This window comes from Catenuloplanes nepalensis (genome assembly GCF_030811575.1).
GTDB lineage: Bacteria > Actinomycetota > Actinomycetes > Mycobacteriales > Micromonosporaceae > Catenuloplanes > Catenuloplanes nepalensis.
The window spans coordinates 538,944-554,986 of the sequence record NZ_JAUSRA010000001.1 but is presented as its reverse complement, the minus strand read 5'-3'; the positions used below and the strand labels follow the sequence as shown (position 1 = coordinate 554,986).

The following is a 16,043-nucleotide window of genomic DNA, read 5'->3' as shown; positions in this document are numbered from 1 at the left end:
TCCGACATCCGTTCGGATCAACGTCGTTGCCGTACCGTTTATCCGTATTTTTCGGGTGGTTTTTCCGCGGTGTGCAGGCGTCGGGACGGTTGCGTGGAGGGAAGTGGAGGGATCGAACCCACACGGGCGGTGGCGCGATGATCTCCATCCGTGGCGCTGTGCGCCGGCTGCGGAAAGAATGCGAGCACCCTGTGAATCCATCCGGCCACCGGCCCACATACGTGATCGAGGCGTCCCGCATGCCGTCGGAACGACATGCGGGACGCCTCGATCACGGCAGGTCGCGGGCTACACGACGCGGCGGACCACGTAGGCGCGGGACCAGATCCTGTGCTTGCCCACCCGGACGCCGGGGCGGGGCGCGTCGTACATGTAGCCGCCACCGGCGTAGATCGCGGCATGGTAGCCGTGCGCACCCTTGCGGAAGATCAACAGGTCACCCGGACGGGCCCGCGACTTCGGCACCGCGACGCCGGTGCGCTGCTGGCGGTTCGCACTGTGCGGCAATTTTCTCCCCGCCGCCTTGCGGTAGACGTACATCGTGAAGCCGGAGCAGTCGAAGCCGCTCGGGCTCGCGCCGCCGGACCGGTAGCGCTTGCCGGACAGACTCTTGGCTAGTTCCAGGACCGCCGCCGCTCTCCCGGCCGCGGGAGCGGCGCTCGCGGGCGCCACGGCGGTCAGTTGACCCGCGGCCACACAGAGACCGATCAGGGCGGCGAGCAGGGTGGACTGCCGGACCGGGCCGAGCCGGAACGTGATGCCCGGTGCCGGTATCGCGTTCCGGACGTCCGGGTCTTGACTGAGGCCATGCACGAAAGGTTTCCTTCCGGCGCGCCTGCGGGGTTAGCTGTCGGGTTCGGGCGCCGACGATGCCCGGCCCGGCACGAGGCCGGGCTTCACCCCAAGGCCCGCGAGCGAGCCGTCGTACGAAATCGCGTGGTTCCCCCGCCCCTGCCCTGATTGCCATGTGCTGCGTGAGATGTCGCGCCGCCGGGGACGGGCAGGGTTCGGCGTGCCCCACGGTCGGCGCCACCGGCGAGCGGATCGCCGCCGGCTCATCGTTTGTAGCGGACCTCGGGAGCACACCTCCGCATCGACCGATCACTCTCCGAGGTTGGCACGCCCACCGCTCGGCCCCGAAGTGTCGGGTGACCGATATTCCGGCACGACCCGATCCCGCACGGTCACTCTGCGTGTATCGAAACCGGTGAAGCTTCCCACAGAAACCCGGGTCACACCGCCGCGGTGCGTGGACAACGCCAGCTCGGTCGACAGGTACCCACGGGCAGGCCGAACGAGCCGATGGTGAAGCGGTACCGGTCCGGTAACCTCGCTCGGGTGACGCAAGGCAACCTGCCCCTCCGCGCCAAGGTCGCGACCCAGGTCTCCCGCACCGCCGCCGCGCTCTCCCGCGCGGCCGGACGGGGGGACGGGTCCGTGATCGGTGGCTGGATCGGCCTCAAGATCGATCCCGACCTGCTCGAGCACCTCGCCGCCGGCCGCGCCATCGCGCTGGTCTCCGGCACCAACGGAAAGACCACCACCACCCGGCTGACCGCGGCCGCGCTCGGCGTGCTCGGCCCGGTGGCGACCAACTCCTTCGGCGCCAACATGCCCACCGGGCACACCTCCGCACTGGCCAAGGCCGGCGACACGCCGTTCGCGGTGCTGGAGGTGGACGAGCACTACCTGCCCCAGGTCATCGAGGAGACCCGGCCGCGGGTCATCGCGCTGCTCAACCTCTCCCGGGACCAGCTGGACCGGGCCAAGGAGGTGGCGATGATGGCCCAGCTCTGGCGCACCACGCTGGCCAAACACCCCGAGGTCGCGATCGTCGGCAACGCGGACGACCCGATGATCGTCTGGGCGGCCGGCAACTCCCCCTCGGTGACCTGGTTCAGCGCCGGCCAGCGGTGGCAGGACGACTCCTGGGTCTGCCCGGAGTGCGGCTCCACCATCGAGCGCCAGGACGGCCAGTGGTGGTGCACCGGCTGCCCGCTGCGTCGGCCCGCGCCGCAGTGGGTCGTCGAGGACGACGGCGTGCTCGACCCGACCGGCGCCTGGCACCTGATCCGCCTGCAATTGCCCGGCCGGGTCAACCTCGGCAACGCGGCCACCGCGCTCGCGGTCGCGGCCGCGTTCGGCATCCGGCCGCTGCAGGCCGTGCCGACGCTCTCCTCGGTCGCGTCCGTGGCCGGCCGCTACGCGCAGGTCGACCGGGACGGGCGCAACATCCGGCTGCTGCTGGCGAAGAACCCGGCCAGCTGGCTGGAGGCGTTCGACATGGCGGACAACGCGCCGACACTGCTCTCCATCAACGCGCGCGACCCCGACGGACTGGACACGTCCTGGCTGTTCGACGTCGACTTCTCGCCGCTGCGCGGGCGCCAGGTGCTGATCACCGGCGACCGGGCCTACGACCTGGCTGTCCGGCTCGACGTGAACGACGTGCCGTTCCGGCACGTACAGACCTTCGGAGAGGCGATCGCGAGCGTGCCGCCGGGGCGCCTGGAGGTCATCGCGAACTACACCGCCTTCCAAGACATCCGAGCGGAGCTGGACCGTGTCAATTAACCCGGAGTGGAGCAACCCGGCGCAGGCGGGCGGGGGGCAGGGCTGGGGCGAGCAGCAGCAGCCCGGCACGCCGGCCTACGGCCAGCAGCCTCCGGTCCACGGACAACCCCAGCCGGGGTACGGGCAGCAGCCGCCGGCCTACGGACAGCCGCAGCCCGGCCATGAGCAGCAGATTTACGGACAGCCGCAGCCGGGCCATGAGCAGCAGCAGCCGGTTCACGGGCAGCCACAGCCCGGCTATGAGCAGCAGCAGCCGGTCTACGGGCAGCCGCCGCAGCCCGGTTACGGACAGCCGGACTATGGGCAGCCGCAGCAGCCCGGTTACGGACAGCCCCACTACGGGCAACCGCAGCAGCCCGGGCACGGGCAGCCGCCGCCCGGATATGGGCAGCCCCAGCCGGGTTACGGGCAGCCGCCGCAGCCTGGGCACGGGCAGCAGCCGCCGGTCTACGGACAGCCGCAGCCGGACTACGGGCAGCCGGCGCAGCCCGCGGCGTACCCGCAACAGGGTCCTGGATCCTCCGGTTTCGTCCCGGGTGGGCAGCCGGCCCCGCAGGCCGGGGGCGGGGACAGCGTGGTCCGCGTGGTGTGGGTCTATCCGGATCTGCTCTCCACCTACGGCGACCGCGGCAACATGCTGATCCTGGCCAAGCGGGCACAGCAGCGTGGCATCCCGGTCGAGACGATCGAGGTCCGGTCGGACCAGCCGCTGCCCACGCACGCGGACATCTACCTGATCGGCGGCGGCGAGGACGGCCCGCAGGCGCTCGCGGCCCAGCGGCTGAACACGGACGGCGGTCTGCACCGCGCGGTCAACCAGGGCGCCGCGGTCTTCGCGGTCTGCGCCGGCTACCAGCTGCTCGGCACCTCCTTCTTCGCCAAGGGCGCGAAGTGCCAGGGCCTGGAGCTGATCGACATCTACTCGGACCGGGGCGAGAGCCGCGCGGTCGGCGAGCTCGCCGGCGAGGTGGACCCGCGTCTCGGCCTGCCGCGCCTGACCGGCTTCGAGAACCACGGCGGCCGTACCCACCTCGGCCCGACCGTCTCGCCGCTGGCCCGGGTGAACGTCGGCATCGGCAACGACGGCCAGACCGAGGGCGCGTGGCGCGGCAAGATCCTCGGCACCTACTCGCACGGCCCGGCGCTGGCCCGCAACCCCGCCATCGCCGACCTACTGTTGCGGTGGGCGACCGGCTACGACACGCTGCCGCCGGTCGACGACAGCTGGCACGACAACCTGCGCAACGAGCGGTTCGCCGCGGCCCGCCCGAACCCGCAGTGATCCACCGTCCGCCGGTCGCGGTTCCGCTCAGGTACCGCGACCGGCGGACGATAGGTCTGCTTTCCGGACCCAGCGCTTCCCGTGCCGGCTTTCCGGTCTCGACGCCCTGCCCAGCCGCCTGATCCACCGATCGGAGACTGCATGACGGACGCCGCCGCTCCCCTGCTGATCTGCCCGCAGACCGGCCGACGCCTCACCATGCCCCTCCAGCACTCCCGCCCCGCGCCCGTCTCTCCCGGCGCGGCCTTCGCCTCCGGAGCGGTGGGTTCGTCCCGTTCCGGCCCCGCCGCCTCGTCCGGCACCGTCCCCGCTTCCGGTGCCGCCACGGAGCCGGCCCTCCAGATCGTCGCCCGGCGGAGCCGCAAGGCCCGGGTGCTCCGGGTCGCCGCGCTGGTCACGGTGGTCGCCGCGCTCGGCGCCGCCGCCGCCACGCTCCCACTGCACGAGATCCAGGACGCCGCCCGCTCGCTCGGCTGGGCCGCCGCACTCGTGATGGCCGGCGTCGGCGCGCTGCTGCTGGCCGTGCTGGTCCCGCGCACCGCGATCTCGCTGGCCTGCGGCGCACTGCTCGGCCCCGCGCTCGGCTTCACCGCCGCGATCACCGCCGCGATGCTGGCCGCCACGGTCACCTACTTCGCCGGTCGCTGGGCCGGCCAGGGTCTCCTCGCCTCCCGCGTCGGCGGCCGCATGCACCGCCTCGACGGATGGCTCAGCCAGCGAGGCTTCTCCGCCGTCCTGCTGGTCCGGCTGCTGCCGCTGGCCCCGTTCGGCCTGATGGGCTACGCCTACGGCACCACCTCGGTACGCCGCCACCACTATCTGCTGGGCACGCTGGTCGCCTCGACCCCGTCCGCCTTCAGCTACTCGATCCTCGGCGCGGCCGTGATGACCCCCGGCGACGTCAACCCGGTCACGTTCATCCCGGCCATCTGCGGCATCCTCCTCACCTCCACCATCGTCTACCGCTGGCGCCGCGCCTCCCGCCGCCCCGCTACGACCACCCCCTGACGCACCTCAATCCCGGCCACCGGCGAGCCATACGCGGCCGACGAGGCACCAGTGGTGCCGGTGTCCACCAGGCCCCACCGGGTCACGACCCGAGATCGAGGCGTCATTCATGTCGTTCTAACGACATGAATGACGCCTCGATCTTCTGAACACCTCGGCGAGCGGGCGAGCGCTGGCGGTTAGCCAGTGATCCCCCGGGCACTGCGCGCCCGAAACATCGCCGAGCCGGACGAAACCAGGGCCATGAAGGCTTCGGCATCGGCCGCCTTCCACAGCCGCGAGGCGGCTGGGCGCGAGCGCCCGAAAGCTCGGCATACACGGCGACTGGCGCCCAGGTCGCGGGTCGCGTGGGCACAATCACGATCATGGTCAGGCTGTTGTCGGACCGCGCCGCCCTCCTCTCGTACCCTCATAGAATGCGCAAGAACTGTTTTGCAAGAGGTCCTGTGCAATTGCTCTTGTGGATGACATGGTCGGGGTATGACGATCGATGGCGTGAGGAAGGTCGACGACCCGAGGGTGCTGGCCGCGCTCTCCCACTCACTGCGGCGGCGGCTGATGGACGTGCTGAAGGTGGATGGGCCGGCGACGGCCAGTGCGCTCGCGACGGCGACGGACCAGGCGGTCGGGAACGTCAGCCATCACCTCAAGGTGCTGCGTGAGTGCGGCTTGATCGAGGAGGCGCCGGAGCTGGCCCGGGACCGGCGGGAGCGCTGGTGGCGGCTGGTGAGCCGGGGGCTGCGGTGGACCACGTCCGACTTCAGGGACGATCCGGCGGCCGAGGCGGTCGCGGAGGCGGCGCAGTCGATGAACCTGGACTACCACGTGTCGCGCGTCCGGGCCTGGTACGCGGCGGACGACGAAGAGCGGGCGCACTGGGGACAGACGCCGTTCAGCGGTGATCAGTGGCTGCGGCTGACGCCCGGCGAGCTTGCCGAACTGGAGGCGGACCTGCTGGAGCTGATCGACCGCTGGCGTACCCGGGAGATCCCGGACGACGGGGCCGAGCGGCGTCCGGTATACGTCTTCTCGTACGGCGTTCCGGGAAGGCCGGGCCGATGACCAGGGACTTCCGGCTGTACTGGATAGGCCAGACGACGAGCCGCTTCGGCAGCTCGGTGACCACGGTGGCGCTGCCGCTGGTGGCGATCACGGTGTTGCAGGCCAGCACGTTCCAGGTGGCGATGCTCGCGGCCGCGGTCTGGCTGCCGTGGTTGCTGGCCGCGCTGCCGGCCGGCGTGCTGGTGGACCGGTCCCGATCACGGCGGCACATGATGATCGCGTGCGATCTGGTGGCGGCCGCACTGTTCATCAGCGTGCCGGCCGCGGCCTGGCTGGGCGTGCTGACCATCGCCCACCTGCTGATCGTGGCGCTGCTGACCGGCCTGGTGTCGGTGTTCTTCGAGACCGCGGGCCAGGTCTACCTGGCCGACCTGCTACCCGTCGAACGCCTGGCCGCCGGCAACGCCCGGCTGGTCGGCGCGGACTCCACCGCGAAGGTGGTCGGTCCCGGTACCGGCGGTCTGGTCGCCCAGCTGTTCGGCGCGGTCGCCGGCCTGCTGGTGGACGCGCTCACCTTCATCATCTCGGCCGCATGCATGATCGCGGTCCGCCACCGCGAGACACCCCCCACCGCCGCGGCCGGCGCCGGCCATGTCACGGCCGCCGCCCGGAACGTAGCGACCGGGCGTGGAATGGAGACGAACCGCGAGACGGGCCCCGCCGACGAAGCGGCGACTGGGCGCGGAACGGCGGCGGTCGTCGAGGGGCTGCGGTTCGTGGTGCGGGATCCGCTGTTGCGGGTGCTGACGGTCTACGGCGCCGCAGCGAATCTGGCGCTGAACGGTTACAGCGCGATCCAGGTGCTGTTCCTGGTACGGGAGAACGGCGCCGATCCCGGCCTGGTCGGCCTGCTGATGGCGCTGATCTCGGTGGGCGGCGTCGCCGGTGCCGCGATCGCCGGTCCGCTCGGCCGCCGGTTCGGGACCGCGCGCACGATGCTGGTGGTGCACCTGGTGACCGCGCCGTTCGCGCTGCTGGTGCCGCTGGCCCGGCCGGGCGCGGGGCTGGCGCTGGTGGTGGCCGGCGGCCTGGTGACGACGACCGGGATCGTGGCGAACAACGTGCTCAAGGGGGCGTTCCGCCAGGCCTACGTGCCGCGGCCGCTGCTCGGGCGCGTCATCAACAGCATGCAGCTGCTGAACTACGGCGCGATCCCGGTGGGTGCGCTGATCGGCGGCGCGCTCGGCACCGCGCTGGGCCTGCGTCCCACCATGTGGATCATGGCGGTGGCGATCACGGCCGCGACCGGGCTGCTCTTCATCGGCCCGCTCAAGCACCTACGCGACCTGCCCACGGCACCCGCCAAGAACGACCTCGACCTGGCGCAGAAAGCCTGAAGACGCCGCAAGCCTCAAGACGCCGCAAGCCCAGCACGCCGCAAGCCCAGTCAAAGATCGAGGCGTCATTCACGTCGCTAGAACGACGTGAATGACGCCTCGATCTCGGTCGTTGACCAGCGCTACAGCACGACGCTGACCATGCGGCCCTTGACCACGATGACCTTGCGAGGCTCCCTACCGCCCAGGTTGTCGGCGATCGCGGCCAGCGCGGAGGACCGTACCGTGGCCTCGTCCGCGTCAGCGGGCACTTCGATCTTGCCCCGGACCTTGCCGTTGATCTGGATCGGGTACGTGACCGTCTCCGCCACCAGCAGCGCCGGATCCGCGACCGGGAAGTCCGCGTAGGCCAGCGTGCCGGAGTGGCCCAGCTTGCCCCACAGCTCCTCGGCCATGTGCGGCGCGAACGGCGACATCATCAGCACCAGCGCCTCGACCGCCTCCCGCGGCGCGGCCGGCAGGCCGGTCAGCCCGTTGGTCAGCTCGATCAGCTTGGCGATGGCGGTGTTGAAGCGCAGCTCCTCCATGTCGCCGCGGACGCCGTCGATCACCTTGTGCAGCAGCCGCCGGGTCTTCTCGTCGGCCGGGTCGTCGCTGATCCGGACCGCGCCGGTCTCCTCGTCGATCACCAGCCGCCAGGCACGCTGCAGGAAGCGCTGCGAGCCGACCACCGCGCGGGTGTCCCACGGGCGGGACACGTCCAGCGGGCCCATCGCCATCTCGTAGACCCGGAACGTGTCGGCGCCGTACGTCTCGCACATCTCGTCCGGCGTGACCACGTTCTTCAGCGACTTGCCCATCTTGCCGTACTCGCGGGTGACCGGTTCACCGTTGTGGAACCAGCCGCCGTCGCGCTCCACGACCTCCTCGGCCGGCACCGCGATGCCGCGAGCGTCCCGGAACGCGTACGCCTGGATGTAGCCCTGGTTGAACAGCTTGCGGAACGGCTCGAACGACGAGACGTGGCCCAGGTCGAACAGCACCTTGTGCCAGAAGCGTGCGTACAGCAGGTGCAGCACCGCGTGCTCGACGCCGCCGACGTACAGGTCGACACCACCGGGATCGCCGTCGCGCTGCGGCCCCATCCAGTACGCCTCGTTGGCCGGGTCGACCAGCGTCTTGTCGTTGCGCGGGTCCAGGTAGCGCAGCTCGTACCAGCAGGATCCGGCCCACTGGGGCATGGTGTTGGTCTCGCGGGTGTAGCGCTTGGGGCCGTCGCCCAGGTCCAGCTCGACCTCGACCCACTCCTTGGCGCGGGACAGCGGCGTCTCCGGCTCGGAGTCCGCGTCGTCCGCGTCGAACGTGCGCGGCGAGAAGTCGTCCACATCCGGCAGTTCGACCGGCAGCATCGACTCGGGCAGCGCCACCGGCAGCCCGGTCTCGTCGTAGACGATCGGGAACGGCTCGCCCCAGTACCGCTGGCGGCTGAACAGCCAGTCCCGCAGCCGGTACGTGGTGGCGCCGGCGCCGTGCCCGCGCTCCTCCAGCCAGGCGATCATGCGGGCCTTCGCGTCCGCGACACCCAGACCATTCAGATCCAGGTCTCCGTCGGTACGTGCGGAGTTGATCGCCGGGCCGTCACCGGTGAACGCCTTACCGGCGAAATCAGCGGACGGCTGCACGGTCCGGATGATCTCCAGATCGAACGCCTCGGCGAACTCGTAGTCGCGGGCGTCCTGCGCCGGCACCGCCATGATCGCGCCGGTGCCGTACCCGGCCAGCACGTAGTCCGCGATGAAGACCGGCACACGCGCGCCGTTCACCGGGTTGATCGCGTAGGAGCCGGTGAACACACCGGTCTTCTCCTTCGCGTCCGCCTGCCGCTCCTCGTCGGTCTTGGCCGCGGCCTTCGCCCGGTAGTCCGCGACCGCCTCGGCCGGCGTGCCGTGCCCGCCGGTCCACGCGTCGCGCGTGCCGTCCGGCCAGGCCGCGGCGGTCAGCGACGACACCAGCTCGTGCTCCGGCGCCAGCACCATGTAGGTCGCGCCGAACAGCGTGTCCGGCCGGGTGGTGAAGACCTTGATCGTCGCGCCGGACTCGGTGCCGAAGTCGACGTGCGCGCCCTGCGAGCGGCCGATCCAGTTGCGCTGCATCAGCTTGACCGGCTCCGGCCAGTCCAGCGCGTCCAGGTCCTCGATCAGCCGGTCGCCGTACGCGGTGATCCGCATCATCCACTGCTTCAGGCTGCGCTTGAAGACCGGGTAGTTGCCGCGCTCACTGCGCCCGTCCGGCGTGACCTCCTCGTTGGCCAGCACGGTGCCCAGCCCGGGGCACCAGTTGACCGGGGCCTCCGACACGTACGCCAGGCGGTGGTCGTCGATGATCTTCCGCTTCTCGACCGCGCTCAGCGAATCCCACGTGGCGCCACCCGGAACCGGCCGCGCCCCGGTCTCGAACGCGGTGATCAGTTCGTCGATCGGCCGGGCCCTGCGCTGCTCCTCGTCGTACCAGGAGTTGAAGACCTGCAGGAAGATCCACTGTGTCCAGCGGTAGTAGTCGACGTCCGTGGTCGCGACCGACCGGCGGTTGTCGTAGGCCAGGCCCAGCCGGCGCAGCTGCGCGCGGTACCGCTCGACGTTCGCCTCGGTGGTGACCCGCGGGTGCGTGCCGGTCTGCACCGCGTACTGCTCCGCGGGCAGGCCGAACGCGTCGAAGCCCATCGGGTGCAGCACGTTGAAGCCGGTCATCCGCTTGTAGCGGGTGTAGCTGTCGGTGCCGATGTAGCCCAGCGGGTGGCCGACGTGCAGGCCCGAGCCGGACGGGTACGGGAACATGTCCTGCACGTGCAGCTTCGGCGCCCCGGCCCGCGGGTGTGACGCGTCGGCCAGCTCGCCCACCGGGTTCGGCGCGTCGAACGTGCCGTCGGTGTCCCAGAAGTCCTGCCACCGCAGCTCGATCTCGCCGGCCATCGCGGCCGTGTACCGGAAGCGGGGGGTATCTGCCGCCGTGGTCTCGGCTGGCTCACTCATCGTCAGTCACCTCAGAAGTCACGAATGTCGGGAGTCATCTTCCTCGGGGCATAAAAAAGCCCCTCACGCAGGAGGGGTGGCCGTGCGATCCGGAGAGATCAGATCAGCACGGCTAGGTAAGGAGCAGGAAGGTCCCGGTCATAACCGGCAGTATAGCCCTGCCTTCACGCTTGGTCGCGGCGATTACCTGCCGATAGCACGCTGTGATTACGGTGTCGGCTGGGAGTCCGATAACGGGGAGGTCTCGGCGATCCGCATCGACCGGGCTAGCCTGTGGGTGTAGCGGGCGGACCATGTCCTCGCTCCCGCGAACCGAAATTCGTTCGCGCCTGCGAACCAGATCGCGGGTCCGGTGACTCTTAGGGGTCAGACGCCGGCCCGTCGAAGAGGAGGATTGCCCGTGTCCGCACCTACCTGGGACGACCTCGGTGGTCCGCTGCCGAAGAGTGAATTCAAGATCGTCAGCGAGGCGATCGTCTCCAATATCGAACAGGTGATCGAGGGCAAGACCGCGACCGTGCGGCTCGCCTTCGCCGTGCTGCTCGCCGAGGGTCACCTCCTGATCGAGGACGTCCCCGGCGTCGGCAAGACCAAGCTGGCGAAGACGCTGGCCCGGACGATCGACTCGTCCGTGCGCCGCATTCAATTCACGCCCGACCTGCTGCCCAGCGACGTCACCGGCGTGAGCATCTACAACCAGGAGACGCACGACTTCGAGTTCAAGCCGGGCGCGGTCTTCGCCAACCTGGTGGTCGGCGACGAGATCAACCGGGCCTCGCCGAAGACACAGTCCGCGCTGCTGGAGTGCATGGAGGAGCACCAGGTCACGGTCGACGGCGTGACGTACGAGTTGCAGACGCCGTTCATGGTGATCGCCACGCAGAACCCGATCGAGATGGAGGGCACCTACCCCCTCCCGGAGGCGCAGCGCGACCGGTTCACCGCCCGGATCGCGATGGGTTACCCGAGCGCCCAGGCCGAGCTGGCCATGCTCGACGCGCACGGCGCTCGCGACCCGCTGCCCGCGCTGAAGCCGGTCGCGGACGCGAACACGATCCGCCGCATGATCGCCACGGTGCGCAACATCCACGTGGCCGACGCGGTCAAGCAGTACGCGGTCGACCTGGTCAACGCCACCCGTGAGGCTCCGGACGTGCGCCTCGGCGCCTCCCCGCGCGCCACGCTGCAGCTGCTGCGCACGGCGCGCGCGGTCGCCGCGCTGGACGGCCGCGACTTCGTGCTCCCGGACGACCTGCAGGTGCTGGCCGTGCCGGTGCTCGCGCACCGGATCATCCCGACCGCGGACGCGCAGCTCGCCCGGCGCACCACCGACGCGATCCTGGCCGACCTGGTCCGCCGGCTGCCGTTGCCGCACGACCGGGGCCGCTCGCCGTACGACACGCGGCCCGGCGTCCCGGGCGGCGACGACCGCAGCCGATACGAACCGCGGGGGTTGTAACGCATGCGCGAAGCCCTGCGCGGACTGACGACGCGTGGCCGCTCGTTCCTGGCGGCCGGCCTCGCCGCGGCGCTCTCCGCCGTGGTGCTGGGCGAGCGGGACCTGCTCCGGGTGGCGATCCTGCTGATCGCCCTGCCGCTGATCGCGGCCGTCTACGTGGGCCGCAACCGGTACCGGCTGGCCTGCACCCGCTCGCTGGACCCGCAGCGCACCCCGGTCGGCGGCAACGCCCGCGTGGTGCTGCGCCTGCAGAACATGTCCCGGCTGCCCACCGGTACGCTGCTGCTGGAGGACCGCCTGCCGTACGCGCTGGGCAGCCGCCCCCGGGTGGTGCTGGAGCGCCTCGCGGCCGGCCAGGCCAGCTCCGTGGGCTACACCGTGCGCGCCGACCTGCGCGGGCGTTACCAGGTCGGCCCGCTGATCGTGCGGCTCACCGACCCGTTCGGCCTGTGCGAGCTGACCCGCGCGTTCCCGAGCACCGACCGGCTCACCGTGATCCCGCAGGTCACGGCGCTGCCGTCGGTGCGCCTGACCGGGGAGTACGCGGGCACCGGCGAGAGCCGCGCCCGGTCCGTCGCGGTGCACGGCGAGGACGACGCGGCCACCCGTGAATACCGGCGCGGCGACGACCTGCGCCGCGTGCACTGGCGTTCCACCGCGCGCAAGGGCGAGCTGATGGTCCGCCGCGAGGAGCAGCCGTGGGACAGCCGGGCCACGGTCGTGCTGGACACCCGCGCCAGCGCGTACCGGGGTGAGGGCCCGACCGCGAGCTTCGAGTTCGCGGTCTCCGCGGCCGCCAGCATCGCGCTGCACCTGCGCCAGGCCGGCTACAAGCTGCGGCTGGTGACCGGCGCGGGCGTGGACATCGACGCGTCCGAGGCGGCCGGCGACGGCGTGCTGCTCGACCACCTGGCCGAGGTCAAGCCACAGACCGGCGACATCTCGTCGCTGATCGAGAACGTGCGTGGCCGCTCCGACGGCGGCCTGGTCATCGCGCTGCTCGGCTCGCTGACCACCGGTGAGGCGGAGGTGCTGGCCCGGCTCCGGGGCAACAACGCCACCTGCATCGGCTTCCTGGTGGACAGCTCCACCTGGGTGAACCTGCCGCCGGAGGCCAGGGCCGAGGCCGACGCGGCGCAGAACTCGGCCGCGCTCAGCCTGACCCGCAGCGGCTGGCGGGTGGTCGGCGTGAACCACGGCGCGAAGCTCGCCGCGCTGTGGCCGCAGATCGGCCGCGGCACGCAGGGCTTCGCGTACCGGGCGACGATGGCCGAGACCGTGGCGGGAGGAGGACGGCGATGAGCGGACGGCGACGGCTGGGACTGGTGGCCGCGGCGGCGACGATGATGGCCGCCGCGCCGATCTCCACGATCTACGCGTCCTGGACCTGGCTGGTCCAGTGCATCATCGCGGTCGGTGTGGTCTGCGGCGCGGCCACGCTGGCCCGCTCGCTGCGCGCACCGGTCTGGCTGCAGGCGCTGGCGATGGCGGCCGGCCTGCTGCTGATCACCACCTGGATGTTCCGCAGCGGCGACGAGTTCCTCGGCCTGCTGCCCTCACCGGAGACGTTCGCGCACTTCGGCACGCTCGGCACCCAGGCCGTCGAGGACATGCGGGGGTACGGCATCCCCGTGCCGGACCGCGACGGCCTGCTCTTCTTCACCGTGCTCGGCGTCGGCGGCGTCGCGGTCGTGGTCGACCTGCTCACGGTCGGCCTGCGCCGGCCCGCGCTGGCCGGCCTGCCGATGCTGGCGATCTACTCGGTCCCGGTCGCGATCTACCCGGAGAGCGTCCCCACGCTGCCGTTCGTGATCGGCGCGGTCGGCTACCTGTGGCTGCTCGTCGCGGACAACGTCGAGCGGGTCCGGCGGTTCGGCCGCCGGTTCACCGGCGACGGCCGCGACGTGGACGTCTGGGCGCCGTCCCCGCTGGCCGCGGCCGGTCGCCGGCTCGCGGTGGTGGGCGTGGTCGCGGCCGTGGCGATCCCGCTGGCCGTGCCGACGTTCAGCAGCGGGCTGCTGACCCGGCTCACCCAGACCACCGGCGCGGGCGAGGGCAACGGCTCCGGCCGCGGTGGCAACGCCGGCAAGGTCGACCTGTTCTCCGCCCTCAGCGGCCAGCTGCAGAGCACCGAGACGGTCCCCTACCTCACCGTCACCACGAACGAGCCGGACCCGTACTACCTGCGGTTCGGTGTGGCCGACGATCTGACGCCGGAGGGCTTCCGCAACCAGGCGCCGAACGGCCGCCCGGCGAACACGGAGATCCAGGCGCCGCCGGTGGCCGGCACCCGGCTGCCGCAGACGACGTACTCGGCGAGGATCAAGGTCTCGGGCCGGTTCGACATGCCGATGCTGCCGGTCTACGCGAACACCACGACCATCGCGTCGCTCGACTCGGCGTGGTTCTACGACCCGTCGCTGCAGATCGTCTACTCCAACCGGCGCAGCGCGTCGGACGCGGAGTACTCGTTCACGTACATCTCGGCGCAGTACACGGCGGACGCGCTGCGCGGCTCGCCCGACCTGGCGCCGGAGAGCACGATCCGGCAGCAGTACACGCAGCTGCCGGACCTCACCGCGGAGCAGCAGGCCGAGGTGGAGCGGATCGTCGACGCCCGGACCGCGGACGCGGCCAACCAGTACGACGCGGTGCGCGCGCTGTACGAGTACTTCGCCAAGGACAACGGCTTCTCGTACAGCGTGCAGACCAAGACCGGCTCGAGCGGCTCCGACCTGCTGGACTTCCTGACCAACAAGACCGGCTACTGCCAGCAGTACGCCACCGCACTGGCCTGGCTGGTCCGGGAGGCGGGCATCCCTGCCCGGGTCGCGTTCGGCTTCACCAAGGGCTCGGAGACGGCCGAGCCGGGTACGTACACGCTGACGAACCAGAACCTGCACGCCTGGACCGAGGTGTACTTCGAGGGCTTCGGCTGGGTGCCGTTCGACGCCACGCCGGCCTCGGACGTGGCCGGCTCGGTGCGCGGCGACTGGGCGCCGGACGTGGACGCGACCGAGGCGCCGACCGCGTCCGCCGCGCCGACCACCAGCGTCTCACCGGGTGCCGTGTCGAGCGGCGCGCCCGGCGAGCGCCCGGAGCGGGACACGGACGAGCTCCCGCCGGGTGCCGCCCCGATCGCGCCGCAGGGCCCGCGCTGGCCGTGGTACGCGGCCGCCGGCGCGATCGTGCTGCTGGCGCTGCTCGCGGTGCCCGCGGTGCTCCGCTCGTCGACCCGCCGCCGGCGTTCCGCACCGGCGTCCGCGGCCACGGTCGCGGCCGCCACCGGCGCCGGGGAGGAGGCGGGGCGGATGTCGATCCTCGGCCCGTCGCCGGAGCTGGAGAAGTCCCGGCGGGACGCGCACGCGGCCTGGGCGGAGATGCTGGACACCATGATCGACTTCCGGGTCGAGGTGAACCCGGCCGAGACGCCGCGCAACACGGTGGACCGGCTGACCCGCAGCGAGTCGCTGTCGCCGGAGGCGGCCTCCGCGGCCGCGGTACTCGGCGGCGCCGAGGAGCATGCCCGCTACGCCCGCACGCCGCTGACCGGCAGCGACCTGGGCGGCGCGCTGGCACAGCTGCGGCAGGGCCTGTCCGTGCACGCGGGCCGCAGGGTACGCATGCAGGCGGTGCTGATGCCGCCGTCGGTCCTGCGCCACTGGAAGACCGCGATCGGCGACCGCTACGCCGCCGTGGTCGGCCTGTTCGGCCGCTGGCGGGACGCCGCGCTGCGGCTCAGCCCGCGACGGCTGCTCGCCCGGTCTCGCTGAGCGCGCATCGCACGACGAGGGCCCAGGGTCGACCAGACCCGGGCCCTCTTTCGTACCCGGAACTTCAACCACCCGTCAGCCGCGGTACGCCCACGTCCGCCACGATGATCCCGACGCCACAGCGTCCACCCACAAAACTCCATAAAGGGTACGAATACCACTCCCCCGGCCTCGCCCGCACTCCCCCGGCCCACAGGTCACCCACCGGTGCCGGCCGACATCGCCAAGCCTGCTCCGGCCAAGACGTCGGCACCGAATCCGGCGCGGCACCCCGGGCAGCGCGGCGGCGCAGCACAGCCGTCAGCGTGGCGCGGCACCTCGGGCAGCGCAGCGGCGTGGCACCTCGGGCAGCGGCGCGGCGCGGCGCGGCAAACCGCGACCACGGCGGACCGGCGGGGCAACGCGGCAGACCGGCGCAACGCGGCAGACCGGCGGCACAGTACTGCCAGCATGGCGGGCACCTCGGGCAGCGCAGCGGCGCAGCGCGGAGACCGGCGTGCGGAACAGACCGGCGCGGCAGACCGGCGGCGCAGTGGCCTGGAGACCGCAAACCGCCAGTGCGGTAGACCGGCAGCGTGG

The 16,043-nt window shown here is 71.7% G+C and carries 11 protein-coding genes and 1 riboswitch; of the genes, 8 read left to right on the top strand and 3 right to left on the bottom strand.

All coding sequences use genetic code 11. The annotated features are described in order from the left end of the window. Window positions 1–288 precede the first annotated feature (288 nt). Window positions 289–813 (bottom strand): C40 family peptidase, encoded by a 525-nt coding sequence (locus J2S43_RS02375; RefSeq protein WP_306826889.1) that lies wholly within the window; start codon window positions 811–813, stop codon window positions 289–291. A gap of 5 nt (window positions 814–818) precedes the next feature. Beyond that, window positions 819–985: riboswitch (cyclic di-AMP (ydaO/yuaA leader) on the bottom strand. A gap of 368 nt (window positions 986–1,353) precedes the next feature. On the opposite strand from J2S43_RS02375, the gene J2S43_RS02370 reads away from it, so the two are divergent. Continuing rightward, a complete protein-coding gene (locus tag J2S43_RS02370; protein WP_306839153.1) occupies window positions 1,354–2,574 on the top strand; it encodes a MurT ligase domain-containing protein in 1,221 nt (406 codons plus the stop codon). On the opposite strand, the gene J2S43_RS02365 is transcribed toward J2S43_RS02370, so the two are convergent. Continuing rightward, window positions 2,567–3,079 carry a hypothetical protein gene (locus tag J2S43_RS02365; protein ID WP_306826888.1) on the bottom strand — a complete coding sequence of 171 codons (513 nt, stop codon included), beginning with the start codon at window positions 3,077–3,079 and terminating at the stop codon, window positions 2,567–2,569. The genes J2S43_RS02370 and J2S43_RS02365 overlap by 8 nt on opposite strands. Before the next feature lie 69 nt (window positions 3,080–3,148). On the opposite strand from J2S43_RS02365, the gene J2S43_RS02360 reads away from it, so the two are divergent. The 4 genes from J2S43_RS02360 to J2S43_RS02345 all read left to right on the top strand — a co-directional run bounded on the left by J2S43_RS02360 (window position 3,149) and on the right by J2S43_RS02345 (window position 7,263). Further along, complete coding sequence (locus tag J2S43_RS02360) at window positions 3,149–3,856, top strand: type 1 glutamine amidotransferase (RefSeq protein WP_306826887.1); 708 nt, start codon at window positions 3,149–3,151, stop codon at window positions 3,854–3,856. A gap of 141 nt (window positions 3,857–3,997) precedes the next feature. Beyond that, complete coding sequence (locus J2S43_RS02355) at window positions 3,998–4,864, top strand: TVP38/TMEM64 family protein (RefSeq protein ID WP_306826886.1); 867 nt, start codon at window positions 3,998–4,000, stop codon at window positions 4,862–4,864. Between the two features lie 480 nt (window positions 4,865–5,344). Further along, window positions 5,345–5,926 (top strand): ArsR/SmtB family transcription factor, encoded by a 582-nt coding sequence (locus J2S43_RS02350; RefSeq protein WP_306826885.1) that lies wholly within the window; start codon window positions 5,345–5,347, stop codon window positions 5,924–5,926. Then, on the top strand, window positions 5,923–7,263 hold the full coding sequence (locus J2S43_RS02345; protein WP_306826884.1) for an MFS transporter: 1,341 nt from the start codon (window positions 5,923–5,925) through the stop codon (window positions 7,261–7,263). Before J2S43_RS02350 ends, J2S43_RS02345 begins: the two co-directional genes overlap by 4 nt. A gap of 122 nt (window positions 7,264–7,385) precedes the next feature. Here the strand turns inward: J2S43_RS02345 and leuS are convergent, their stop codons facing one another. Then, window positions 7,386–10,232 carry a leucine--tRNA ligase gene (leuS, locus tag J2S43_RS02340; protein WP_306826883.1) on the bottom strand — a complete coding sequence of 949 codons (2,847 nt, stop codon included), beginning with the start codon at window positions 10,230–10,232 and terminating at the stop codon, window positions 7,386–7,388. Between the two features lie 400 nt (window positions 10,233–10,632). Between leuS and J2S43_RS02335 the strand changes: the two genes are divergently transcribed. The 3 genes from J2S43_RS02335 to J2S43_RS02325 are packed head-to-tail and all read left to right on the top strand — an operon-like array spanning window position 10,633 to window position 15,464. Then, the gene (locus J2S43_RS02335) at window positions 10,633–11,691 is read left to right on the top strand and encodes an AAA family ATPase (RefSeq protein WP_306826881.1); all 1,059 of its coding nucleotides are present in this window, start codon (window positions 10,633–10,635) and stop codon (window positions 11,689–11,691) included. A 3-nt stretch (window positions 11,692–11,694) separates the two neighbouring features. Then, complete coding sequence (locus tag J2S43_RS02330) at window positions 11,695–12,993, top strand: DUF58 domain-containing protein (RefSeq protein WP_306826880.1); 1,299 nt, start codon at window positions 11,695–11,697, stop codon at window positions 12,991–12,993. Then, window positions 12,990–15,464 (top strand): transglutaminase TgpA family protein, encoded by a 2,475-nt coding sequence (locus J2S43_RS02325; RefSeq protein WP_306826879.1) that lies wholly within the window; start codon window positions 12,990–12,992, stop codon window positions 15,462–15,464. The genes J2S43_RS02330 and J2S43_RS02325 overlap by 4 nt, the downstream gene beginning before the upstream one ends. Window positions 15,465–16,043 lie beyond the last annotated feature (579 nt).